Annotated in this window: 19 protein-coding genes, 3 tRNA genes and 1 pseudogene; 14 read left to right on the top strand and 9 right to left on the bottom strand. The window is 30.3% G+C overall.

All coding sequences use genetic code 11. From position 1 onward, the window contains the following. Positions 1-11: 11 nt before the first annotated feature. Together N5A56_RS12960 and N5A56_RS12955 are read left to right on the top strand one after the other, a co-directional pair. A complete protein-coding gene (locus N5A56_RS12960; protein WP_265725821.1) occupies positions 12-410 on the top strand; it encodes a phosphoethanolamine transferase domain-containing protein in 399 nt (132 codons plus the stop codon). Positions 411-456: 46 nt separating this feature from the next. Continuing rightward, positions 457-1,566: a phosphoethanolamine transferase gene (locus N5A56_RS12955; protein ID WP_265725820.1), complete on the top strand. Its 1,110-nt coding sequence runs from the start codon at positions 457-459 to the stop codon at positions 1,564-1,566. A 34-nt stretch (positions 1,567-1,600) separates the two neighbouring features. On the opposite strand, the gene N5A56_RS12950 is transcribed toward N5A56_RS12955, so the two are convergent. The 3 genes from N5A56_RS12950 to N5A56_RS12940 all read right to left on the bottom strand — a co-directional run bounded on the left by N5A56_RS12950 (position 1,601) and on the right by N5A56_RS12940 (position 1,881). Beyond that, positions 1,601-1,686 (bottom strand) — tRNA-Leu (locus N5A56_RS12950). 21 nt (positions 1,687-1,707) lie between these two features. Continuing rightward, a tRNA-Gly gene (locus N5A56_RS12945) sits at positions 1,708-1,779 on the bottom strand. 28 nt (positions 1,780-1,807) lie between these two features. Continuing rightward, positions 1,808-1,881 (bottom strand) — tRNA-Asn (locus N5A56_RS12940). Positions 1,882-2,065: 184 nt separating this feature from the next. Between N5A56_RS12940 and N5A56_RS12935 the strand changes: the two genes are divergently transcribed. The 5 genes from N5A56_RS12935 to N5A56_RS12915 all read left to right on the top strand — a co-directional run bounded on the left by N5A56_RS12935 (position 2,066) and on the right by N5A56_RS12915 (position 10,272). Further along, the gene (locus tag N5A56_RS12935; protein ID WP_265725819.1) at positions 2,066-4,801 is read left to right on the top strand and encodes a 2-oxoglutarate dehydrogenase E1 component; all 2,736 of its coding nucleotides are present in this window, start codon (positions 2,066-2,068) and stop codon (positions 4,799-4,801) included. A 255-nt stretch (positions 4,802-5,056) separates the two neighbouring features. Next, the gene (gene odhB / locus N5A56_RS12930) at positions 5,057-6,268 is read left to right on the top strand and encodes a 2-oxoglutarate dehydrogenase complex dihydrolipoyllysine-residue succinyltransferase (RefSeq protein ID WP_265725818.1); all 1,212 of its coding nucleotides are present in this window, start codon (positions 5,057-5,059) and stop codon (positions 6,266-6,268) included. Positions 6,269-6,547: 279 nt separating this feature from the next. Then, positions 6,548-6,919, top strand: a complete 372-nt coding sequence (locus N5A56_RS12925; RefSeq protein WP_265725817.1) for a DUF2200 family protein — start codon at positions 6,548-6,550, stop codon at positions 6,917-6,919. A gap of 21 nt (positions 6,920-6,940) precedes the next feature. Continuing rightward, positions 6,941-7,819, top strand: a complete 879-nt coding sequence (locus tag N5A56_RS12920; protein WP_265725816.1) for a bile acid:sodium symporter family protein — start codon at positions 6,941-6,943, stop codon at positions 7,817-7,819. Positions 7,820-7,866: 47 nt separating this feature from the next. Next, a complete protein-coding gene (locus tag N5A56_RS12915) occupies positions 7,867-10,272 on the top strand; it encodes a helix-turn-helix domain-containing protein (RefSeq protein WP_265725815.1) in 2,406 nt (801 codons plus the stop codon). A gap of 3 nt (positions 10,273-10,275) precedes the next feature. Here N5A56_RS12915 and recJ read toward each other — a convergent pair. Together recJ and N5A56_RS12905 are read right to left on the bottom strand one after the other, a co-directional pair. Next, a pseudogene (recJ, locus tag N5A56_RS12910) lies at positions 10,276-11,960 on the bottom strand (single-stranded-DNA-specific exonuclease RecJ). Positions 11,961-11,977: 17 nt separating this feature from the next. Continuing rightward, positions 11,978-12,403, bottom strand: coding sequence for an OsmC family protein (locus tag N5A56_RS12905; RefSeq protein ID WP_265725814.1), 426 nt, complete (start codon positions 12,401-12,403; stop codon positions 11,978-11,980). A 73-nt stretch (positions 12,404-12,476) separates the two neighbouring features. Here N5A56_RS12905 and N5A56_RS12900 point away from each other — a divergent pair, with 73 nt between their 5' ends. From N5A56_RS12900 to N5A56_RS12885, 4 genes are all read left to right on the top strand, one after another. Beyond that, positions 12,477-14,651: an Ig-like domain-containing protein gene (locus N5A56_RS12900; protein WP_274270464.1), complete on the top strand. Its 2,175-nt coding sequence runs from the start codon at positions 12,477-12,479 to the stop codon at positions 14,649-14,651. Between the two features lie 4 nt (positions 14,652-14,655). Further along, positions 14,656-15,258: a carboxymuconolactone decarboxylase family protein gene (locus N5A56_RS12895; protein WP_265725811.1), complete on the top strand. Its 603-nt coding sequence runs from the start codon at positions 14,656-14,658 to the stop codon at positions 15,256-15,258. Between the two features lie 170 nt (positions 15,259-15,428). After that, positions 15,429-15,917 carry a helix-turn-helix domain-containing protein gene (locus N5A56_RS12890; protein ID WP_274270463.1) on the top strand — a complete coding sequence of 163 codons (489 nt, stop codon included), beginning with the start codon at positions 15,429-15,431 and terminating at the stop codon, positions 15,915-15,917. Positions 15,918-16,186: 269 nt separating this feature from the next. Next, positions 16,187-16,405: a hypothetical protein gene (locus N5A56_RS12885; protein ID WP_274270462.1), complete on the top strand. Its 219-nt coding sequence runs from the start codon at positions 16,187-16,189 to the stop codon at positions 16,403-16,405. On the opposite strand, the gene N5A56_RS12880 is transcribed toward N5A56_RS12885, so the two are convergent. Further along, complete coding sequence (locus N5A56_RS12880) at positions 16,388-18,109, bottom strand: M28 family peptidase (protein WP_265725809.1); 1,722 nt, start codon at positions 18,107-18,109, stop codon at positions 16,388-16,390. The two genes, N5A56_RS12885 and N5A56_RS12880, sit on opposite strands and share 18 nt — an antisense overlap. Before the next feature lie 350 nt (positions 18,110-18,459). Between N5A56_RS12880 and N5A56_RS12875 the strand changes: the two genes are divergently transcribed. Then, positions 18,460-19,428 carry a hypothetical protein gene (locus N5A56_RS12875; RefSeq protein ID WP_265725808.1) on the top strand — a complete coding sequence of 323 codons (969 nt, stop codon included), beginning with the start codon at positions 18,460-18,462 and terminating at the stop codon, positions 19,426-19,428. Here N5A56_RS12875 and N5A56_RS12870 read toward each other — a convergent pair. The 3 genes from N5A56_RS12870 to N5A56_RS12860 all read right to left on the bottom strand — a co-directional run bounded on the left by N5A56_RS12870 (position 19,415) and on the right by N5A56_RS12860 (position 21,120). Beyond that, positions 19,415-19,990: a uracil-DNA glycosylase family protein gene (locus N5A56_RS12870; RefSeq protein ID WP_274270461.1), complete on the bottom strand. Its 576-nt coding sequence runs from the start codon at positions 19,988-19,990 to the stop codon at positions 19,415-19,417. The two genes, N5A56_RS12875 and N5A56_RS12870, sit on opposite strands and share 14 nt — an antisense overlap. A 25-nt stretch (positions 19,991-20,015) precedes the next feature. Then, complete coding sequence (gene rsmI, locus N5A56_RS12865) at positions 20,016-20,687, bottom strand: 16S rRNA (cytidine(1402)-2'-O)-methyltransferase (protein ID WP_265725807.1); 672 nt, start codon at positions 20,685-20,687, stop codon at positions 20,016-20,018. Positions 20,688-20,760: 73 nt separating this feature from the next. Next, positions 20,761-21,120, bottom strand: a complete 360-nt coding sequence (locus N5A56_RS12860; protein WP_265725806.1) for a cupin domain-containing protein — start codon at positions 21,118-21,120, stop codon at positions 20,761-20,763. Between the two features lie 322 nt (positions 21,121-21,442). Here N5A56_RS12860 and aspS point away from each other — a divergent pair, with 322 nt between their 5' ends. Both aspS and N5A56_RS12850 read left to right on the top strand, forming a co-directional pair. Then, a complete protein-coding gene (aspS, locus tag N5A56_RS12855; RefSeq protein ID WP_265726152.1) occupies positions 21,443-23,197 on the top strand; it encodes an aspartate--tRNA ligase in 1,755 nt (584 codons plus the stop codon). Positions 23,198-23,326: 129 nt separating this feature from the next. Continuing rightward, the gene (locus N5A56_RS12850) at positions 23,327-23,839 is read left to right on the top strand and encodes a GTP cyclohydrolase II (protein ID WP_265725805.1); all 513 of its coding nucleotides are present in this window, start codon (positions 23,327-23,329) and stop codon (positions 23,837-23,839) included. Positions 23,840-23,930 lie beyond the last annotated feature (91 nt).

Here is a 23,930-nt window from a genome sequence, read left to right as displayed (position 1 = left end):
TCTTTTTTTAAATGAAAAAAATAAAACTTCCTAAAGAAGAAATCAAGTTTCATTTATTTTTACATATTTTAATAGCAGTTTTTGTTACTATAGCTTCTTATGTGCATCTACCTTTTGGAAGATTAAAAGGTAATTTTGTTTATTTTGCTCATTTCTTATTACTTCACTTTTCACTATTTGGTTTTATTTACTTTTTTAGCTTGTTTCATAGAGTATTTAAATTAGTGTTTCCTTTTCTGTTTATAATTGCATCTACTTTTTCTTTTTGGGTGTATACGCAAGACTTAACAATAGGTTTAGGAACTATTCAAGGAATATTTGGAACAAATGTTGGTGAAGCTACAGATATGTTTAGTTATCAGTTTATTTTATTTGTGTTGTTTTCTTCATTTAGTATTTTATTTTTTTAAAAAACATTATAAGCTCCAAAAAAGCAGTATAAAGTCGCCTCTTTTTGTGTTGTCAATCTTTGGTGTTTTAACTTTTTTTATAGTAGAAAATTATAAATTCGATGCATTTAAAAACAGATTACCATATAGTATTTATTTTAGTACAGTTAAATATTTTAAAAAGCCCAACATAAAATTAAAAGAAGTTAAAGAGCAAGTTTATACTGAGGAAGATAATTTGCATATTATTCTTGTTGTTGGCGAGTCCGTAAGAGCAGATCACTTGTCCCTTAATGGATATGATAGAATTACAAATCCATTGCTTTCAAAGCAAGACAACTTAGTTAGTTTTGCTAATGTTTATACACCGTATACTTTTACAGCTCAAAGTTTACCTCATATTTTAACAGATAAATCGATTAATAAAAAAGAAAAAAAGCAAACTGTTACAAGTTTATATTCTGTACTTAATAAAGCATCTTTTTCTACAGAATGGATTGGAAATCAAACATTAGAAAAAAGTTATAGAGATATAATATATTCTAACAAAAAGAAAGTTATTATTGATAAGTTTCATTCTTTCTTAAGTTTTAAAAAAGAAAAAGATTTGGCATTATTAAGGTACTTTTCTGCCAACGATTCTTTTAAGGGTAATAAACTAACAAGTTTGCATATGATTGGTAGTCATTGGTATTATAATAGTAGAGTTGATAGTAGTTTTTACAGGTTTAATCCTGTTATTTCAAGTAAATATTTAGGTTCTTTAAAAAAAGAAGAACTTATTAACTCTTACGATAATACAATTGTGTATTTAGATTACTTTTTAAATGAATTGATAGAAAGATTAAAAATATCTTCTAAGAAAACACTTTTAATTTATGTTTCAGACCACGGAGAAACATTGGGAGAAGATGGAAAGTGGTTGCATGCTCAAGAGCATAATGCTTCAAAAAACCCAGCAATGTTGGTGTGGTACTCAGATAATTTTAAAAGTAATTATCCTTTAAAAATTAATCATTTAATATCTAAAAAGAATGATTCTATTTCTACAGATTTTTTATTTCATAGTATTCTAGATATAGGAGCGTTGGAGAACTATAAGTTTAAAAAAATCAAAGCATTTTTAATTAACGATTATTTAAGTAGCGGTTTTCTAGAAAATAATATTAAAGCATAAAAAAAACCGTAACAAATAAATGTTACGGTTTTAGTACTGAAGATGGGACTTGAACCCATACGGCCATTACTGACCACTGGATTTTAAGTCCAGCGTGTCTACCAATTCCACCACTTCAGCATTGGTACTGTTTTGAGTTAGAGCGAAAGACGGGATTTGAACCCGCGACCCCCACCTTGGCAAGGTGATGCTCTACCCCTGAGCTACTTTCGCAGTCATTGTATTTTAATGAACTTTTTTGCTCCCCCTCTAGGACTCGAACCTAGGACCCTCTGATTAACAGTCAGATGCTCTAACCAACTGAGCTAAGGAGGAGTTTGCGACACATATTGTGTTTTGCGAGTGCAAATATAAATCTTTTTATAATACTGCCAAATACTTTTTAATTTTTTTCAAAAAATTTTAAATTGTTATTATCATTAAATTATTTATCCATTATTAGTAAATATTGTATTTTTGTTATAGTACTAAGCTTACAAAAAAAAGCACAACCAATTATATGGACAAATTTTCGTTCTTAAACGCAGCACATACTGGCTTTATCGCCGATTTATATGACCAATATTTAGTAAACCCTGATTCTGTAGAACCAAGTTGGAGAAGCTTTTTTCAAGGATATGATTTAGCTAATGAAAATTATTCTCTAACAGATGAGGAGGTTTCTATGGAAATTCCGCAAGAAGTTCGTAAAGAATTTCATGTTGTAGATTTAATTAATGGCTATAGAACACGCGGGCATTTGTTTACTAAGACAAATCCTGTAAGAGAAAGAAGGCAATACCAACCCACATTAGATATTGAAAATTTTGGCTTAACAAAAGAAGATTTAAATAAAGAGTTTTCTGCAGGAGAAGTATTGGGTCTTGGTAGAACTAAACTTTCTACTATTGTTGAAAATTTAAAACGTATTTATTGCGATTCTATTGGCGTAGAATATATGTACATGCGTAATCCAGAAAAATTGAAATGGTGGCAATCTCAACTAAATGAGAATGATAATCATCCTAAATATTCTATTGAAGCAAAAAAATATATTTTAGGAAAACTAAATCAGGCAGTTACTTTCGAAAGTTTTTTACAAACTAAGTACGTTGGTCAAAAGCGTTTCTCTTTAGAAGGAGGAGAAGCTTTAATTCCAGGAATTAGTGTTGCGCTTAGAGATGCAGCAGAAAAGTATGGTGTAAAAGAATGTGTTTTGGGAATGGCTCATAGAGGTCGTTTAAACACATTAGTAAATATTTTTAAAAAACCGGTAAGAGATCTTTTTAGCGAATTTGAAGGTAAAGATTTTGAAGATGAAGATATCGATGGAGATGTAAAATACCATTTAGGTTTAACATTAAGTAAAACTTATAGAGATGGTAATGAGATAAAAATGAATTTAGTACCTAACCCTTCTCATTTAGAAACTGTAGCTTCTGTTGCAGAAGGAATTACTAGAGCTAAAATTGATAGAAAATATAATGGAGATTCTAGTAAAATACTTCCTATAGTAATTCATGGAGATGCAGCAATTGCAGGTCAGGGTATTGCTTACGAAGTAGTTCAAATGGCTAAATTAAATGGTTATAAAACTGGAGGAACAATTCATATTGTTGTAAATAATCAAATTGGGTTTACTACAAATTATTTAGACGCACGTTCTAGTACCTATTGTACAGATGTAGCAAAAGTAACATTATCACCAGTATTGCATGTTAATGCAGATGACACAGAAGCTGTTTGTCATGCAATGGAAATGGCTTTAAATTACAGAATGAAATTTAAAAGTGATATTTTCATCGACTTATTAGGTTATAGAAAATATGGACATAATGAAGGTGATGAACCTCGTTTTACGCAGCCAAAATTGTATAAGGCAATTTCTAAGCATCAAAATCCAAAAGATATTTATGCATCTCAATTAATATCTGAAGGTTCTATTGATAATTCTTATTTAAATGAGATTACAACAGAGTTTAAACAAATGCTGGAAACAGAATTTGATGAAGCTAAGAAAGTACAAACTTCTAAGGTTAAAGAGTTCATGGAGTCTACTTGGAAAGGTTTTGAACGTCAGCATTTAGATACAATGTTACTTGTAGAGGATACAAAGTACGATTTAGAAAAATTAAAAAATATTGCGAAAGTTGTTTCAACTGTTCCAGAAAATGTAAAGTTTGTTAGAAAAGCTGAACGTATTTTAAATGGAAGAGCAAAAATGGCTTTTGAAACCAATACTTTAGATTGGGGAATGGCAGAAAATTTAGCCTATGGTTCTTTAATGGAAGAAGGCTTTAATGTTAGAATATCTGGTCAGGATGTAGAAAGAGGAACTTTTTCTCACAGACACGCAATTTTAAGAGATGAGGTTACCGAAGAAAGAATTAACTTATTAAATACAAATCCTAATAATAAAGGGCAAATGACGATTTATAACTCGTTATTGTCTGAATATGGTGTTCTAGGTTTCGATTATGGTTATGCCATGGCAAACCCTAATACACTAACTATTTGGGAGGCGCAGTTTGGAGATTTCTCTAATGGAGCGCAGATAATGTTCGATCAATATATTTCTGCAGCAGAAGATAAATGGAAGTTGCAAAATGGTATTGTAGTTTTATTACCACATGGTTATGAAGGACAAGGTTCTGAGCATTCATCTGCAAGAATAGAACGTTATTTACAATTATGTGCAATAGATAATATGACGGTTGCAAACTGTACAACACCTGCAAATTTCTATCATTTATTACGTAGACAAATGAAACGTAATTATAGAAAGCCATTAATTGTATTCACACCAAAAAGTTTGTTGCGTCATCCAAAAGCTGTAAATTCAATCGAAGATTTAGCTACTGGAGAATTCCAAGAAGTAATAGATGACACTCTAAACCCAAAAAATGTAAAGAAACTAGTTTTCTGTATGGGTAAATTTTATTACGATCTTTTAGAAGAAAGAGAAAACTTAGAAAGAGATGATGTTGCTTTAGTTAGAATAGAGCAATTATTTCCTCTACATATAGAGAAGTTACAACAAGTAATAGATAGATATCCTAATGTAGAAAACTACGTTTGGGCACAAGAAGAGCCTAGAAATATGGGAGCTTGGAGTTTTATGTTAGAGCGTTTCGATTTAGTAAAATTAAATGTACGCTCTCGTAAATATTACGCAGTACCAGCAGCAGGTTCTAGTACACGATTCAAAAAACGTCATAAAGCCGTTATTGATAGTGTTTTTAGTAATAATGAGTAAGCGCGTTAAGGATTTCCACAGTTCAGCTACTTTTTTGTAGCTTTAACCTTTTTATGGCCTATATAAATAGGCGTCATTGCGAGGTACAAAGCAATCTGTTTTAAGTAAGAGATTGCTACAGTTTACAAAAAAGTAAACTTTGCAATGACAAAAAATAAAAAGATATAGTGGAAAGCCTGTTAAAACGCCCAAAAAATAAAAAAGTAAAGTAATAAAAAGCTAATATTGTTTTAGCAAACGCAAAAAAGAGAAACCATGAGTGTTTTAGAAATGAAAGTTCCTTCTCCGGGAGAATCAATTACAGAAGTAGAAATAGCAACTTGGTTAGTTGAAGATGGAGACTACGTTGAAAAAGATCAACCAATTGCAGAAGTAGATTCAGATAAAGCTACTTTAGAATTGCCTGCAGAAGAAAGTGGAATTATCACTTTAAAAGCAGAAGAAGGTGATGCTGTAGAGGTTGGTGCTGTTGTTTGTTTAATAGACACTGCAGCTGCAAAACCAGAAGGTGATGGTCCAGCAAAAGCAGTAGCTCCAAAAGAAGAAAAGAAAGTTGAGGTAAAAGAGGCTCCTAAAGCTGTAACTTACGCAACTGGTACTGCTTCTCCCGCAGCTAAAAAAGTGTTAAAAGAAAAAGGTATTGCTACATCTGCTGTAAAAGGAACAGGAAAAGACGGTAGAATAACTAAAGATGATGCTGTAAAAGCAGTACCATCTATGGGAACACAACCTGCAAATGGTTCTAGAGGAACAGAGCGCAAGAAAATGTCTATGTTACGTAGAAAAGTAGCAGAACGTTTAGTAGCTGTTAAAAGTGAAACGGCAATGTTAACAACGTTTAACGAGGTAAACATGCAGCCAATTTTCGATTTACGTAAAGATTTTAAAGAAGACTTTAAAGCAAAACACGGTGTAGGATTAGGTTTTATGTCTTTCTTTACTTTAGCTGTTGTTAGAGCTTTAAAATTATATCCAGACGTAAATTCTATGATTGATGGAGATTTTCAAATTAAGAATGATTTCCAGGATATTTCTATTGCAGTTTCTGGACCAAAAGGTTTAATGGTTCCTGTAATTAGAAATGCTGAGGATTTATCTTTTAGAGGTGTAGAGTCTGAAGTAAAACGTTTAGCTTTAAGAGCAAGAGATGGGCAAATTACAATTGATGAAATGACTGGTGGTACCTTTACTATTACCAATGGTGGTGTATTTGGTTCTATGTTGTCTACGCCAATTTTAAATCCTCCGCAAAGTGGAATTTTAGGAATGCATAACATTGTAAACAGACCAATGGCAGTAAATGGTGAAGTAGTTATACAACCAATTATGTATGTTGCTTTGTCTTACGACCATAGAATTGTAGATGGTAGAGAATCTGTAGGTTTCTTAGTAGCTGTTAAAGAAGCTCTAGAAAATCCTGTAGAATTATTGATGGATGGTAATCCTTCAAAAGCATTAGAAATGTAAGTAACAATGTTGCTAAATAAATGTTAAAATCCCGAGCTTTTTGCTTGGGATTTTTTTTGAAGCTATTTCCTGCTTTTCACTGTATCTTTTTTCTTCAAGAAACGTCATTGCGAGTTCACGAAGCAATCTCATAATTAAAAACAGATTGCTTCGTACCTCGCAATGACGCTTTATTAAAAAAGTTATAAAAAAGGATGACGTTGCAATCAGGGCTATACTTGTTTGCAAACTCTTTGTTTCAAATTATTTTGTAAATTGCTACATAAACACTTAGATAAAATGAAAGTTACTACCAAAAAAAATGAACAAGTTGCCAATATGGTTTTTGCAACCATTTATCCACTTTATTTGAATAGATTAGAAAAAAATGGTAGAACAAGAGAAGAATTTCATAAAGTTATAGAATGGTTTACGGGTTATGACGAAAATAAATTACAATCACTTATTGAAGAAAAAGTAACCTATAAAACATTTTTTGAGAATGCAAAAATCAACTCTAATGCACATATGATTAAAGGAGTTGTTTGCGGTTATCGAATTGAAGAAATAGAAGAGGAATTTGAATTGTACAAACAATGCAGACAAATGGAAAAGCTAATAGATGAGTTAGCAAAAGGTAGAAAAATGGAAAAGATTTTACGTACAGCATAACTTATATAATAATTGTTAATTATGACTACAGCAGAAATTATTAGTAAAATATTTTTACCTCTTTCTTTAGCAATTATTATGTTTGGCATGGGAATGACTTTAATTCCTGCAGATTTTAAAAGAGTAGTTAAATATCCAAAAGCTGTTTTAATTGGCTTATCAAATCAACTTATTTTTTTGCCAATTATTGGTTTTTTATTGGCAATCGCTTTTAATTTAAATCCTACAATGGCTGTTGGTTTAATGATTTTAGCAACTTGTCCTGGAGGCCCAACAAGTAATTTAATAACTCAAGTTTGTAAAGGTAATATTGCGCTTTCTGTTACATTAACAGCAATTTCAAGTATTGTTAGTATTTTAACAATACCATTTATTTTGTCTTATGCTTTAGCTTATTTTGGATCAGAAACAAACATTACCATTCAACTACCAATTTTAGATACAATTTTACAAATAATGGTAATTACAGTTATACCTATTTCTTTAGGGATGATTATTCGTAAACACAAAACTAATTTTGCAAAACGTATGGAAAAACCAATGCGACTTGCTTCTACAATAATTTTTATTATAGTATTTATTGCTGTTTTAGCAGCAAATTATAACATGATTGGTACAGGTATGAAAGAGGTTGGCTTAGTTGCTTTATGTCTAAATATTTTTACAATGACATTAGGTTTTTTAACTGCTAAACTTTTTAAATTAGACTTGAAAAATGCAATTTCAATTACGATTGAAAGCGGTATTCAAAATGGAACTTTAGCATTTGTAATTGCAACTACAATATTAAATAATGTTGAAATGGGGCTTCCAATTGGAGTATATTCTATTTGGATGTTTATCACTGGAGGAATTTTGATGTGGAAACTTGGAAAAAGAAAGGAATTAGGTTCTGAATAATTTAAGAAAATTCTTTAGGAATAATTATCTTGCGTCAAAAAGCTACAATGCAAAAAAATCCTGAATTAGAACTCGCTTTAAACTTCATAGAAAAGACTGATAGAAATCTTTTTATTACAGGAAAAGCAGGTACAGGAAAAACTACTTTTTTACATCAAATTAAAAAAGATTCTTTAAAGAGAATGGTTATTGTTGCACCAACAGGTGTTGCAGCAATTAATGCAAAAGGAGTTACAATTCATTCATTTTTTCAAATGCCTTTTGGTCCTATTTTACCAAATCAGATTGCAAATACAAATCAGCAACGTAAATTTTCTAAGACAAAAATTGATATTATAAAATCGTTAGATTTAGTAATTATTGATGAAATTTCTATGGTTCGTGCAGATTTGTTAGATGGTATAGATCAAGTTATGCGTCGTTATAAAAACAGGAATAAAGTTTTTGGTGGCGCACAAGTTTTAATGATTGGCGATTTGCAACAATTAGCACCTGTTGTTAGGCCAAATGAATGGAGTTTATTACAACAACATTATAATACCGTATACTTTTTTAGCAGTAAAGCTTTCCAAGAAGCAGACGTCGTTTCTATAGAGTTAAAACATATTTATCGCCAGAAAAACGAAAATTTTATTAAAGTTTTAAATGAAATTAGAAATGATAATTTATCAGAAGATTCAGCTAAAATTTTAAATGAACGGTATGATCCTAATTTTTCACCAACAAAAGATGATGGCTATATTACCTTAACAACTCATAATAATAGAGCGAATTTAATTAACGATTCTGAACTAAATAAGTTAAAAACAATAAGTGCTTTTTTTAAAGCTGATATTTCTGGAAAGTTTAATGAAAATGCTTTTCCGAATTCAGAAAGGTTAGAATTAAAGATTGGTGCACAAGTTATGTTTATCAAAAATGATTCTTCGCCAGATAAAAGATATTATAATGGTAAAATTGGTATTGTAACAGACGTTTCTACAGAAAATGTTACCGTACAATGTGCCAATGAAATAGATGAAATTGTTACCGAAAAAGAAACTTGGGATAATGTAAATTACTCCATTAATGAAGAAACAAAAGAGATTAAAGAAGATGTTATTGGTTCTTTTTCTCAGATTCCGTTACGATTAGCTTGGGCAATTACAATTCATAAAAGTCAAGGTTTAACCTTTGAAAAAGCAATTATAGATGCAGAAGCATCTTTTGCACATGGGCAAACATATGTGGCTTTAAGTAGATGTACTTCTTTAGAAGGTTTGGTTTTAAAAACGCCAATTACAAGTAGCGCAATTATTAATGACAGAACTGTAAGCGTTTTTAATGAAAGTGTAGAGGAGAATCATCCTGATGAAAGTATTTTAAATGATTCTGAAAAATATTTTCAGCTGAATTTAATTTCAGAATTATTCGATTATCAGCCTTTTTTATATCCAACAACTCGTTTAATTGATGTTTTTTACAAAAATAGAACAAGTATAAAAGGTGATGTCATAGATCATTTACAAACTATAAAAGACGATGGAGTTGTCGCTTTAATGAAAGTCTCTAACGGATTTAAAAATCAATTGGCACAAATTGCAGAAGACAATGTTTTACCAGAAAACAGCTCTCAAATAGAAGAACGATTTGCAAAAGCTTTAGATTATTTTATAACTCAAACAAAAGGAAATATACTAAAACCTTTAAACGCTATTGAGTTTTCTACAGATAATAAAGCAGTAAAAAAAGATTTTTCGAAACAGTTTGACTCTTTACAAGAGAAGTTGTTAGAAAAATTGTTTGCATTACAAAAGATGACAAACGGTTTTAAAGTACAAGAATATTTAGAAGTAAGAGCTAAAGCTGTTTTGCAAAAAACGGCTCCAACTGCAAAAAAGAAGAAGTTATCTTCTAAAAGAGACCCTTTATTAGCATTAAAATTAAGAGAATTAAGAGACGAAATTAGAGTTGCAGCGAGTATACCTGCTTTTCAAATATTTACCCAAGAAACTTTATATGCTATGTGTGATAGTCTCCCAAGAACAGAGAAAGAACTATTAGAAATTACTGGAATGGGAAAAACTAGAGTTTCTAAATATGGTGAAGAAATTTTAGAAGTAATAAATACTTATTGCAAAGAAAACGGAATAAATAAACTAAATAAGCAAAAAAAGGAAGATAAAAAACCGACAAAGCAAATTACATTTGAGTTGTTTAAATCGGGTCTTTCTGTAAAAGATATTGCTAAAGAACGTAGTTTAACTGTTGGTACAATAGAAAGCCATTTAGCAAGTTATATTCCTTCTGGCGACGTAGATATTTTAGAACTGATAGATATTAAAAAGTATAAGAAGATAATTAAAGCAATTGAAGAAACCGAGTTTAAAAACTTAACCGAACTCAAAGAAAAAGTAGATAAGTCGTTTACTTTTATGGAGTTAAGAATGGTGTTACTTTCTATGGAGAATTAGGATTTACTTTAAATCTTTCAACAATAATTGTATCGATTTATTCCCATTCCACTCGTTTTCGTCTAAAGCGTACACAATATCAAAATCGTTTTGTACAAATTCCATTTTATTACCTAAACCAAAACCAATGGAGTTAAAGGTTCTTTTATTATCACCTTGAAAAACATTTAGTTTTAAGTGTGTTTTATCAGCGCCAACTTGTTTACCATAACCATTATCTCTAACATAACTCGTCTTAAAAACAGGTTTCATATTCATAGGTCCAAAAGGTGCCATCTGCTGAATAATTCTAAAAAACTTAGGTGTAATTTCTGATAAATCGATTTCTGCGTCTATCGAAATTTCTGGAGTCAATAATTCTTTATCAATCGTTGCTTTTACAACTTCTTCGAACTTTTTTTAAAATTCTCATAGTTTTCTGGTAATAAAGTCAATCCAGCAGCATATTTATGTCCTCCAAATTGTTCTATAAATTCCTCACATTCATGTAATGCATTATATACGTCAAAACCTTTTACAGAACGTGCAGAAGCAGCTAGTTTGTCTCCACTTTTAGTAAAGACTAAAGTAGGTCTGTAGTGTTTTTCTATCAATCTAGAAGCTACAATACCAATAACCCCCTTGTGCCAATCTTCTTGATAGACTACGGATGAATAACGATTTTCTTCATTATTATCTATAATTTGAATTAATGCCTGATCTGTAATTTTCTTATCTAAATCTTTTCTGTCTGCATTAAAAATTTCTATGGCAGCAGCAAATTCAACAGCAGATTCAAAATCCATTTCTGTTAACAATTCAACAGCATAATTACCATGTTTCATTCTACCTGCAGCATTAATTCTGGGTGCAATTGTAAAAACAACATCGGTAATTGTTAATTCCGTTTTTTTTGTTTGATGAATAATTGCTTTAATTCCGTTTCTAGGATTCTGATTAATTACTTGTAAACCATAATATGCCAAAACTCTATTTTCGCCATTCATAGGTACAATATCTGCAGCAATTGCTGTGGCAACCAAATCTAAATACGGTACAAAATCTTTAATGGTTTGATTTCTAGAAACACCTAAAGCCTGAATTAGTTTAAAACCAACACCACATCCACAAAGTTCATCAAAAGGATACTTACAATCTTCTCTTTTTGCATTTAAAACAGCAACTGCTTTCGGTATTTCGTCACCAGGTTTATGATGATCACAAATAATAAAATCGATATTTTTTTCTGATGCATAAGCAACTTTTTCAATTGCTTTTATACCGCAATCTAACGCTATAATTAGAGAGAAATCATTGTCTTGTGCAAAATCAATTCCCATATAAGAAACGCCATAACCTTCTGCGTATCTATCTGGTATATAAGTGGCAACATTTGAATGAATCGTTTTTAAATAAGAAGCGACTAAAGAAACGGCAGTTGTACCATCTACATCATAATCACCAAAAACTAAAATGTTTTCGTTATTAGTAATTGCTGTATTAATTCTATCTACTGCCAAATCCATATCCTTCATTAAAAAAGGATTATGAATTTCTGTTAAGCTAGGACGAAAATAATTTTTAGCAGCTTCAAAAGTTTCAATATTTCTTTGACAAAGTATCGATGCAATGGTATAATCTACTTGTAATTCTTTTGCTAATTTTTCTATTTTTTCTTTTTCAGGTTTCGTTTTTAACGTCCATCTCATAGCATTTTTGTAAAATATTAAATATTATGTAAATGAATTTCTGTAGTAACTTCAGCAAATTGTCTAAACATTTCCATTACACCACAGTATTTAGTTACAGATAAGTTTACAGCTTTCTGAATTTTTTTAGGTTGTAATTCTGCATCAGAAAAATGGTAATCTACTTTTACTTTGTTATAAAATTTTGGATGCTCATCTGTTAATTCTGCAGTAACTTCAATTTTAAAATCTTCTACCTCTGCATGCATTTTTTTTAGTAGAGAAACCACATCTAAACCAGAACAGCCTGCTAAAGAAGATAACATTAATGCTTTAGGAGCAAAACCAACTACATCTCCATTGTCTTGAGATTTATCGAACATTGTTAATTTATAACCTCCAGGATTATCAGTTTCAAATTGAGATTTTTCTGTCCAAACTGTTGTAACTTTATTTTTAACCATTATTTTTATATTTTTAAGAATTGATGTATTAAATTGTGCTTCTCTACAAAAATAAGCAAACGTAAATAAGTTAATGATTAAAAAGAATAAATCTCATCAGGTTAAAAATAAAATTATTGTTTTTGTATTTTTGATGATTAGTTCATTTTTTTATGCACAAGATAGTGCGCCTTCTATAACAGCAGAAGGAAGACAAGCGTTTTGTTTAGGAAGTCCAATTCCAATCGTTACAGATTTTACAATTACAGATTCTGATGACACTACAATTGATTCTTTTTTTATTCAGATTTCTTCTGGTTATCAGGTTAATTTCGATCGGTTAGAATTATCAGGTATTCATCCCAATATTAACACACAATGGAGTTCATCCGCAGGTAAATTAACGTTAGTTTCTGCAATTAGCGGATCTGAAATCTTACTTACAGATTTAGAAAACGCTGTTAAAGATGTTGTTTTTAGTACTACATCTAATAATGTAACTGAAGAAAAGTTTTTTTCTTTAAATGTTACAGATAAAAACTATTTACCTTCTACTAAACATTTTTATGAATTTATTCCTGCTCAAGGAATTAGTTGGACGGCTGCAAAAATTGCAGCCGAAAACAGACCTCTTTATTATGGAAGAGAAGGTTATTTAGCAACTTTAACGAGCCAAGAAGAATCAGATTTTGCAGGTAAACAAGCTTCTGGTCCTGGCTGGATTGGTGGTTCTGATGAAGAAACAGAAGGTGTTTGGAAATGGGTTACTGGGCCAGAAGCAGGTACAGTTTTTTGGAACGGACAAGTTAATGGGACAACACCTAATTTTGCTTTTTGGAATAATAATGAACCAAATGATTTTGGTGGAAACGAAGATTACGCACATATTACAGACCCATCAATTGGAATAACTGGTGCGTGGAATGATCTTCCAAATGAAGGTGGAACTAACTTATATATTCCAAAAGGATATATTGTAGAATACGGAAAACCAGGAGATGCTCCTTTAAACATAGTTGCAAGTACCAGTATTTACGTTCCTCAAATTTTATCTATTACTGATAGTGTGGTTTGTGAATTTGGCTCTACAACGATTACTGCAACTCCAAGTGAAGGAGATATTTTATGGTATGATGCTCAGACCGGAGGAAGTTTATTGTTTACAGGAAATGATTTTATTACTCCAATCCTCAATTCGAATACAACATATTATGCAACTGTTTCTGTTGATGGTTGCACAACTTTAACAAGAACTCCCGTAACAGTTGTTGTCTTAGAAAGACCAACAATAACTAGTATAAATAATGATTTAATTTGCGCTGGTTCTGCAAGTTTATCTGCAACAGCATCTTCAGGAGATATTTATTGGTACGCTTCTTTAACAAGTACAACGCCATTGTTTGTTGGTGCTATTTTTGAAACTCCAATTTTAACAACCACAACTAGCTATTTTTTAGAGGTTAATAATTCTGAATGTCAATCTATTTCTAGAGAAGAAATTACAGCAATTGTAGATGATACAATTCCGGAATTTGAGGTTATGCAAAACACTTATGCTTTGTGTAAAAACATTGGTTCTATTATATTAGAAACGATAAACCCTATTGATAATTATACGTATGTTTGGAGAAAAGAGGGTAATATTATTAGCGGAAATTTAAGTTCAATTTCTGTTAGTTCTTCTGGCAGTTATTCTGTGATTGGAGTTTCAGAAGCAGGTTGTGAATCCGAAGAAAAAACAATTGTTGTAAGAGATTCTGAAATAGCTACATTTACAAAGGAAGATATTTTAATTATAGATGATTCTAGTAATAACTCTATAGAAATAATAAATCCGAATTTAGGTATAGGCGATTATGAGTTTTCAATTGATGATAAATTCAGCAATTATCAAAACGAAAGAATTTTTAATAATATCTCTACAGGTGTTCATACTTTATATATTAAGGATAAATTAGGATGCGGAACTCAAGAATATCAGTTCTCGGTTTTAAATTATCCAAAATTTTTTACACCAAATGGTGATGGAGATAATGATACGTGGAAATTAGAAGGATTTGATAAGAATTTTTATACCATTTCAAATGTTTATATTTATAATCGATTTGGAAAGTTAATTTACACCATTACTACTAATAATAATGGTTGGAACGGTAATTATCAGGGAAATGAATTACCATCAAATAACTATTGGTTTAAAGTAACTTTAACCGATATAAATGGATTAACAATAGAAAAAACAGGTAATTTTAGTTTAATAAGAAAATAAAAATATGGCATTAGTAACACCACTTTCTGCAGAACACGATTTAGAAACTAAAGAATTAGCAGAATTCTTTAATGAGACGTTAGGGTTTTGCCCAAACTCTGTATTAACCATGCAACGAAGACCAGCTATTTCTAAAGCATTTATCAACTTAAATAAAGCTGTAATGGCAAATGAAGGTAAAGTAACTTCTGCTTTAAAAAGAATGATTGCTTGGGTTTCTAGTAATGCTACAGGTTGTAGATATTGTCAGGCACACGCAATTAGAGCCGCAGAACGTTATGGAGCAGAACAAGAACAATTAGATAATATTTGGGAATACAAAACACACGCTTCATTTTCTAATGCAGAAAGAGCCGCTTTAGATTTTTCTTTAGCAGCTTCTATGGTACCAAATGCTGTAGATGCAAAAATTAAAGAAGAATTGTATAAATATTGGGATGAAGGAGAAATAGTAGAAATGCTTGGAGTAATTTCTCTTTTTGGATATTTAAATAGATGGAATGATTCTATGGGAACAACTTTAGAAGAAGATGCAATTGATAGCGGAAATCAGTTTTTAGGAAAACATGGTTTTGAAGTTGGAAAGCATGATGGATCTAAGTATTAAAAGTTTAAAAAACAAAGCCTTATCAAATTGATAAGGCTTTATAATTATAATAGGTCCCCCAACCTTTATAACAGTTGCAACAAAAATAGATGAAATATAAAGTTTATTTCTTGTGATTTTCACAAAAAAATGAGTACTTTTTGTACTTTATAAGTAGAAATATCGAAAAGATGAATGTTGAAGAAGAAAAATTATTTAATTGTATTAGAAAAAAGATTCCAAAAAATGTTTCTTTTACAGATGAGATTGCAGATGTTTTAGATATAAGTTATGATGCTGCTTATAGAAGAGTAAAAGGGAAAACTTCTTTAACTTTAAAAGAAAGTTTACTTCTTTCTAAGTATTTTAATCTAAATTTAACCGATATTTTTAATGATAATGAGTTTGACGAAGAAAGAATTATTGTAGAAAAAACACACCCAATTTTATCAAATAATGCTTTAAAAGTATTTTTTGAAAAAGGAACTCTTGAAGCTGGAAAAGTTTTTAGTTCTAAAAACGGACAAATAATTAATTGTGCAAAAGATTACCCTTTTTATCATTCTGATAGTGGATTATTAAAGAGTTTTAGACTTTATGTATTTATAAATACTTTAAGTAAAGACCCTGAAGAAAAAAGATTCCTTTTTCTAAATTTAAACCATCTGCTATTATTTTAGAAAAATATGAGGCATTTTTAAATCAATATAAAAAGGTTTCGTTAATAGAGGTTTGGAACGATTCTACGATTGATAATGTTTTAAATCAAATTCAATTTTTTTACGAAGTTGGTCTTACTACAAAAGAAGAAACATCTTTAATTGCAGAAGGTTTTAAAGACTCTTTAAGGTTTATAGAAGAGCAATCACAGAATAAAAAAAGACAAGTAAATGAAAATAGTTTTCAACTATTTCATAATAATATTATTTCTCTTTTAAATACAGTGCTTATGAAATCTGACGCTGAGAAAAAAGTGTTTGTGCCTTACACCAATTTAACGTATTTTAAAGTTATTGATAAAAATACTACGAATCAAATAGAAGAATATGTTAAAAAACAAATAGAGTTTTCTAATAAACTATCAGGGGAAGCTTCTTTTCAAAGAAGCAAGTTTTTTAATGCGATGAATCAAAAGATAGATAATAAAATATTAAAACTTCTGCTTTAATTTTTCTTCAATTTCATTTGAAATTGAATCTATCAGTTTTTGCGATTTTTCGATTTCTATATTGATAATTTTTTCATCAGAAACCATATCTAAAGTTGTACTAAAAGATTTTTGATACCAATCTTTCCAAGCAGAAATAATTTCTAATTGAGTTGCTAAAGAACCTCCTTTATTAATTGCCAATTTACTTTGTTTTAATTCTTCATTTAAGCGATTAACTGCCGCTTTTTCTAAATCAGATAAAATAGTTTTTGCAGTTATTTCATCTGCATTTAAAAGTGTATAAGCAGCAATTAAAGCAGTTGTTCCTACGTTTTTTAAGGTGGTTTTAGAAACTTTATCAATTCTATCATTATCTGTATGATAAAACTGATCTGTAAAATGCCAAAATAAAACACTTGGTATATTTGCTCTTAAAAACGGAACATGATCGCTTCCGCCTTCAAACGGATTTGTAGCTACAACCCAATCGACTCTTTTGCCTTGTGCTTTAAATTTATCAATTAAAAAATCATTTAAATAATGAGGTTTCATTTGGTCAAAGCGCATTTTAGAACCTCCCCATTCTGTGTGTTTATCGTTACCTCGAGTCCAAATAGCACTTGGATCTGGCATTTTCTCAATCAAGAAAGTTCCGCCAGTTTTTTCTGTGTTTTCACCAACCATATCTAAAGAAATTCCCCATTTAATATCTTTGGCTCTTATAGAATCTTCTTGCACATATCTTCTTGTAGATACAATTTCATCTCCCCATAAAAAGGTTAAAGTTCTTTTGGGTTGATATTGTTTTTGTTTGATAAAATTAGCCGTTAAAGAAGCCATTTCAAGTGCAACACCTACACCAGTTGCATTATCATTTGCACCAGGTTCTTGTATATGTGCACTAAAAACTAAACGTTCTTTTGGTTTCTCGTTTCCTTTAATATCGGCAACAATTGTTAGTTCTTCAGAAGGATAAATATTCGTTTCAATCTTTACATTTAAGGTAGTTTTTCCTTTTTCTAAAGATTTTTTTAATCTTTCTTTAGCTTCATAAGACATAGCAATTGCCCAAGGTTTGTTTATTGTATCTAATGGAATTGATCTAAACTGAATTGATGTTACATTTTTCTCTGGTTGTAAATATTTGGGATTGTTGTAGGTCATAATTCCTACTGCTTTACCATCAACAATAGCAGCTTTGTAAATTCTATAAGGACTTGTTTCTGCAAAAACAATTTTTCCTTTTAAATCTAGCTTCGAAATATTTTTAAAGTCTTTTATGTAAACTACTTCAGCAGAAATACCTTCTTTTGGAGTGCTGTAAGAATTTAATGCAATCATATTTCTGTTGGTTGCATGTTGTAACAAAACTTCTTTTTCTCCATCAATAAAAATTGAAGCATTAACAGATTCCCAAGTTGGTTTTCTTAGAGGTCTTTTTTCAATTCTGTAGGTTAAAATATCTTCTTGTGTGGCATTATCTTCTAAAACATAACCAGCTTTTACAAGTTCTGACTCTATTTTATAAATACTTTTATTAAAACCAGTATTACCTACAACTCTCCAATATTTTTCTACAAAAGAAGTAGTATTATATGCTAAATCTCCTGTAAATTCTTTGTTTATTACATCTGAATAATCAGACTGAGTTAAAGTCTTTTGTTCTTTACAAGAAGAAATAATAATTAGGCAAAAGAAGAATAAAATAGATTTTTTAATCATGGTTTTTTATTTTGAAATGTAAACTTACAAAAAACAGATAAAAATAATTTTATATCACAGAAATGATTATAAATAAAAAAGCCTTCTTGCAAAACAAGAAGACTTTTTTAATAAAATATATTATCCCCCAATAATAATTTCATGTAATTAATAACCATTTATACTTATTAAGAATGTTAGTTGATTTGCAAAAAACACAAAACTTATTTTTTTGTTTTGTAAATTTCGGGTTTTATACTGTCAAAATGGGAAAAAATTAATAAATAATGGAAGAAGCTGTTTTTATTAAAATTAAAATAGTACTTTTAAAATAACACAATCATTCAGTTTTTTTAAAAGTTTCACACCCTATGAAATCCGAAGAAAAATTATTTAATTTTATTAGGAAAAAAGTTCCTGAATCACTTTCTTTTACTGACGAAATCGCTCAAGTATTAGAGATAAATTATGATGCAGCTTATAGAAGGATTTCTGGAAAAACAGCAGTTTCTCTTCAGGAAGTTTTAAAATTAATGGAAGCTTTTGATTTTTCAATTACAGATGTTTTTTCCGACAAAAAAGATTTTATTAGGGTAACAAAAAAGGAAGGTGTTAATAGTGTAGATAAATTAGGAGAATATTTTAGTTTGGCATCAACAGAACTAAGAGAGATTTCTAAATTTCAATCTTCAGAAATAATATATTCTGCAAAAGATATTCCTGTCTATTATTCATACAAAAGTTACAGAAAATTTAAAATGTTTGCTTTTTTAAATGTTTTATCAGATCAATTCAATTTTAAAAGAATAGCTTTTAAAGATTTTGATAATAATGATTATTTATCAACAAAGTTAAAACAGCTAGAAGATATTTATGAATCGGTTGCAACAACAGAAATTTGGAGTTCAGATACTTTAACTAGCAGTATTAATCAAATTATGTATTTTTTTAAAAGTAAGATTCTTGAACAAGAAGATGCATTGTTAATTATTGAAGATTTTCTTAAAACTATTCAAAAAATAGAACATCAATGTACAACAGGTAAGAGAGGAAGTAATAATAACAAAGTATTTAAGTTTTATAGCAATGATTTGTTGAATTTAAATAATACTATATTTATGCAAGGAGAAAAAACACAAAAGTTTTTTGTGCCTTATACAACATTGTCTTATATAAAAATTGCAGACCCAGATACTTGTGATGAAGCTCTTAAGTATTTAAAAAAACAATTAGAATTTTCAAAACAACTTTCTGGAGATTCAGCTCTAGAAAGAACTATCTTTTTTAATGAAATGTATAAAAAGATAAATAAACTAAAGAGTATTATTAAGTTAGGATAATTTTAGCAATTCTTTTCTGTAATTCTGGAACTACATTTTTCTCAAACCATGGATTTTTTGTTAACCAAAAACGATTTCTAGGACTTGGATGAGGTAGTGTAAAATATTTGGGTAAATACTCAGGATAATTATCAACGGTTTCAGTCAGTGTTCTTTTTGCTTTGTCTTTTAAGTAATAGTTTTGTGCATACATCCCAATTAAAATAATGAGTTCTAGATTTGGCATGAAATCAAATAATTGTTGATGCCATTTTGGAGCACATTCTTTTCTTGGAGGTTTGTCTCCACTTTTTCCTTTTCCAGGATAACAAAAACCCATAGGTACAATTGCAAATTTTTCTACATCATAGAAATCTTCAGCAGAAACATTTAGCCATTTACGCAATTGTTTTCCAGAAGCATCATCCCAAGGAATTCCAGATTTATGAACTTTAGTTCCTGGAGCTTGACCAATAATTACAATTTTAGAATTTTTATGACCTGTAACAACAGGATTTGCGCCTAAATCTAAATGAGGTTCACAAATGGTACAGTTTTTTATTTGGGATAAAAGGTTTTGCATCAAAGTAAAAATAAGAAAACTATATTTATTTTTTCCCCTCTACAATTATAACAATTTCCCCTTTAGCAGGTTTGTTTGTGTAATATTCTAGAACTTCAGTGGCAGTTCCTCTTTTAGTTTCTTCAAACATTTTTGTTAATTCTCTTGATACTGAAACTTTTCTATCAGCTCCAAAATATTCTACAAAATTGCCTAAGGTTTTTAAAAGTTTATGTGGAGATTCATAAAAAATAACAGTTCTTGTTTCTTCAGCTAACAATTTTAAACGAGTTTGTCTTCCTTTTTTTACGGGTAAAAAACCTTCAAAAACAAACTTATCATTTGGCAAACCAGAATTTACTAATGCAGGTACAAAAGCGGTTGCACCAGGTAAACAATCAACCTCAATATTATTTTCTACACACGCTCTAGTTAATAAAAAACCAGGATCTGAAATTGCTGGCGTTCCAGCATCAGAAATTAAAGCGCAAGTTTCTCCGTTTAAAATTCGTTGTACAACACCTTTTACAGATTTATGCTCGTTGTGCATATGATGACTGTGCATTTGCGTTTCAATCTCAAAATGTTTTAAGAGTTTTCCGCTTGTACGTGTATCTTCTGCTAAAATAAAATCGACTTCCTTTAGAATTCTAATCGCTCTAAAAGTCATGTCTTCTAAATTTCCAATTGGTGTAGGAACTAAATATAATTTACTCATAAAATAAGTTTTTAATTATTAGTGTTTAATTTTGAGTTAACTCACTACTCAAAACTAAACACTCACAATTCTTTTAAATGTTTTCGTAAGTTTCTACAGTTATATCTGCAATAACATCACCAGTATGTTTTATAGAAAGAGGCTCAAATAATAAAACATGTACTTCTTCTTTAGCAATTGGTTTGTGATCTACACCTCTTGGAACAATATAAAATTCGCCTTTATTTAAAGTTACGGTTTTATCTCGTAACTCAATATCTAAAGAGCCTTTTATTACCATAAAAAGTTCGTCTTCATTGTCGTGTTTATGAAAAACAAATTCACCTTTTAGTTTAGCCAATAATATTTGTTGATTATTTAATTCTCCAACTTTTTTTGGAGACCATAAATCTGAAAATAACTTAAATTTATCTTGAATGTTAATTACGCTCATAAAGACAAATTTACAAAGAATTTGACGGATTCTGCGTTACCGATTGAAGCATTTGTTTGAGCTCTTTTTTTATGCTGAACTCGATTCAGTATCTTTCAAAAACAATGAAATTTATTTTAAATATAAACAGATACTGAATCGAGTTCAGCATAAAAAAAGCGAGTGCGAAAAGCGGGGCATTTCTGTTTAGAAATGAACGCCCAAAAAACCATTTTTCTTATGAAATTGTTTAATTTTGCATCAGATTCTGAAATAAGTTCAGAATTACAAAAACATAACAAAGATTCTGAAACAAGTTCAGAATTGTAAATTGAAATTTACAATGTATAGAAGTCATTCTTGTGGCGAGTTAAGAGCATCGCATATAAATACAGAAGTAACCTTAGCGGGTTGGGTACAAAAAAGCCGAGATAAAGGTTTTATGGTTTGGGTAGATTTACGTGACAGATATGGAATTACGCAGTTAATTTTTGACGAAGAACGTACACCAAAGGATATGATGGACAAAGCAAAATCTCTTGGTAGAGAGTTTGTAATACAAGTTACAGGTACAGTAATAGATAGAGAATCTAAAAATTCTAAAATGTCTACCGGAGATGTTGAGGTTTTGGTTTCTAAATTAGAAATCTTAAACGCATCTGTGACACCACCTTTTACAATTGAAGATGAAACTGATGGAGGAGAAGATATTAGAATGAAATATAGATATCTTGATATTAGAAGAAATCCGGTAAAAGATAGTTTGATTTTCCGTCATAAAGTATCGATGGAAGTTAGAAAATACTTGTCTGACCAAGAATTTATTGAAGTTGAAACACCGTATTTAATTAAATCTACACCAGAAGGTGCAAGAGATTTTGTGGTTCCAAGTAGAATGAATGAAGGTCAGTTTTATGCTTTACCTCAATCTCCACAAACCTTTAAACAATTGTTGATGGTTGGTGGAATGGATAAATATTTTCAGATTGTAAAATGCTTTAGAGATGAAGATTTACGTGCAGACAGACAGCCAGAATTTACACAAATTGACTGTGAAATGGCGTTTGTAGAGCAAGAAGATATTTTAAATATTTTTGAAGGCTTAACACGTCACTTACTAAAAGAAGTGAATAATGTTGAGGTGGATAAATTTCCAAGAATGTTATATGACGATGCTATGCGTTTGTATGGAAACGACAAACCAGATATTCGTTTTGGAATGGAGTTTGGCGAGTTAAACGCCGTTACACAACATAAAGATTTTGGTGTTTTTAATTCTGCTGAATTAGTTGTTGGTATCGCTGTTCCTGGCGGAAATGCATACACAAGAAAAGAAATAGATAATATTATTAAGTGGGTTAAACGCCCGCAAGTTGGTGCTTTAGGAATGATTTACGCTCGTGTAAACGAAGATGGAACATTCAAGTCTTCTGTAGATAAATTCTACGATCAAGAAGATTTAGCAAAATGGGCAGAAATTACTGGTGCAAAACCAGGTGATTTAGTCTGTGTTTTGTCTGGTGAAACTAATAAAGTAAGAGCACAAATGTCTGCTTTACGTATGGAATTGGCAGAACGTTTAGGGTTGAGAGATCCTAAAGTATTTGCACCGCTTTGGGTTATCGATTTCCCATTATTAGAATTAGACGAAGAAACTGGGCATTACCATGCAATGCACCATCCATTTACATCGCCAAAACCTGGTCAGATGGAATTATTAGATACAGACCCAGGTGCAGTAAAAGCAAATGCATACGATTTGGTTTTAAACGGTAACGAAATTGGTGGTGGTTCTATTAGAATTCACGATAAACAAATGCAAGCAACCATGTTAAAGCATTTAGGTTTTTCTGAAGAAGATGCAAAAGCACAATTTGGTTTCTTAATGGATGCTTTTGAATACGGAGCGCCTCCTCATGGTGGTTTGGCTTTCGGTTTGGATAGGTTAGTTGCTATTTTAGGCGGGCAAGAAACCATTAGAGATTTTATTGCATTCCCGAAAAATAACTCCGGTAGAGATGTAATGATTGATGCGCCGGCTTTTATAGATGATGAGCAACTTACAGAATTGAGTTTGAAATTAAATATTCAAGAATAAAAATGTCATTACGAGAAAGTATGACGAAGTAACCTCATAATTAATAGTGAGTTTACTCGAATAGGCTCTAAATGAATAAAATATAAATCCTGTTCTAGATTATAGAGCGGGATTTTTTAATACAATAAGATGATTGTAAAATTAGCAGAAACGAATATTAAAACAAAGTTTGGCGAGTTTAAAGAAACCTTATTTTATAACGGTCAAAAAGAATCGCATGCTTTGGTAATGGGCAATGTTGATGGTGAAGAAGATGTGTTATGTAGAGTTCATTCTTCTTGTATTTTTGCACATCATTTTAATAGCATAGAGTGTGATTGTAGAGAACAAATGGAAATTTCTCAACAGTTAATTCAGAAAGCAGGAAAAGGAATTGTAATTTGGTTAGAGCAAGAAGGAAAAGGAAACGGGCATTTTGCATTGATTAAAAGTATAGAACACAAGAAAAAAGGTATTTCGCAAGCGGAAGCTTATGAGAAAGTTGGCTTTATAAAAGATGGAAGAGATTTTACAGTTGCTGCAGAAATTTTAGATTTCTTAAAAGTTAAATCTGTAAAAATGTTAACCAATAATCCTGATAAAGTAAAGACGTTAACAACACACGGAATTACAGTTACTGGAATTAAAAAAACAGAATTGTAAGAAATTTAGTAGATTAAACAGCCCAAAGACTATATTAATAACACTGTTTTACTTAAAGTAAAGCAATGTAGTTATTGAAACCAAAAAGATA

This window comes from Polaribacter ponticola, from assembly GCF_026191475.2.
GTDB classification, from domain to species: Bacteria; Bacteroidota; Bacteroidia; order Flavobacteriales; family Flavobacteriaceae; genus Polaribacter; species Polaribacter ponticola.
The sequence above is the reverse complement of the archived record's forward strand: the minus strand, read 5'-3'. Positions and strand labels throughout refer to the sequence as shown.

Excerpts from the sequence above, each read along its gene's own strand:
- aspS (WP_265726152.1), top strand. The coding sequence starts at position 21,443 with ATGTATAGAAGTCATTCTTGTGGCGAGTTAAGAGCATCGCATATAAAT.
- N5A56_RS12920 (WP_265725816.1), top strand. The coding sequence starts at position 6,941 with ATGACTACAGCAGAAATTATTAGTAAAATATTTTTACCTCTTTCTTTA.
- N5A56_RS12885 (WP_274270462.1), top strand. The coding sequence starts at position 16,187 with ATGAAATCTGACGCTGAGAAAAAAGTGTTTGTGCCTTACACCAATTTA.
- N5A56_RS12870 (WP_274270461.1), bottom strand. The coding sequence starts at position 19,990 with ATGCAAAACCTTTTATCCCAAATAAAAAACTGTACCATTTGTGAACCT.
- N5A56_RS12900 (WP_274270464.1), top strand. The coding sequence starts at position 12,477 with ATGATTAAAAAGAATAAATCTCATCAGGTTAAAAATAAAATTATTGTT.
- N5A56_RS12960 (WP_265725821.1), top strand. The coding sequence starts at position 12 with ATGAAAAAAATAAAACTTCCTAAAGAAGAAATCAAGTTTCATTTATTT.
- N5A56_RS12905 (WP_265725814.1), bottom strand. The coding sequence starts at position 12,403 with ATGGTTAAAAATAAAGTTACAACAGTTTGGACAGAAAAATCTCAATTT.
- N5A56_RS12925 (WP_265725817.1), top strand. The coding sequence starts at position 6,548 with ATGAAAGTTACTACCAAAAAAAATGAACAAGTTGCCAATATGGTTTTT.
- N5A56_RS12875 (WP_265725808.1), top strand. The coding sequence starts at position 18,460 with ATGAAATCCGAAGAAAAATTATTTAATTTTATTAGGAAAAAAGTTCCT.
- N5A56_RS12860 (WP_265725806.1), bottom strand. The coding sequence starts at position 21,120 with ATGAGCGTAATTAACATTCAAGATAAATTTAAGTTATTTTCAGATTTA.
- N5A56_RS12915 (WP_265725815.1), top strand. The coding sequence starts at position 7,867 with ATGCAAAAAAATCCTGAATTAGAACTCGCTTTAAACTTCATAGAAAAG.
- N5A56_RS12895 (WP_265725811.1), top strand. The coding sequence starts at position 14,656 with ATGGCATTAGTAACACCACTTTCTGCAGAACACGATTTAGAAACTAAA.
- odhB (WP_265725818.1), top strand. The coding sequence starts at position 5,057 with ATGAGTGTTTTAGAAATGAAAGTTCCTTCTCCGGGAGAATCAATTACA.
- N5A56_RS12850 (WP_265725805.1), top strand. The coding sequence starts at position 23,327 with ATGATTGTAAAATTAGCAGAAACGAATATTAAAACAAAGTTTGGCGAG.
- rsmI (WP_265725807.1), bottom strand. The coding sequence starts at position 20,687 with ATGAGTAAATTATATTTAGTTCCTACACCAATTGGAAATTTAGAAGAC.
- N5A56_RS12935 (WP_265725819.1), top strand. The coding sequence starts at position 2,066 with ATGGACAAATTTTCGTTCTTAAACGCAGCACATACTGGCTTTATCGCC.
- N5A56_RS12890 (WP_274270463.1), top strand. The coding sequence starts at position 15,429 with ATGAATGTTGAAGAAGAAAAATTATTTAATTGTATTAGAAAAAAGATT.
- N5A56_RS12880 (WP_265725809.1), bottom strand. The coding sequence starts at position 18,109 with ATGATTAAAAAATCTATTTTATTCTTCTTTTGCCTAATTATTATTTCT.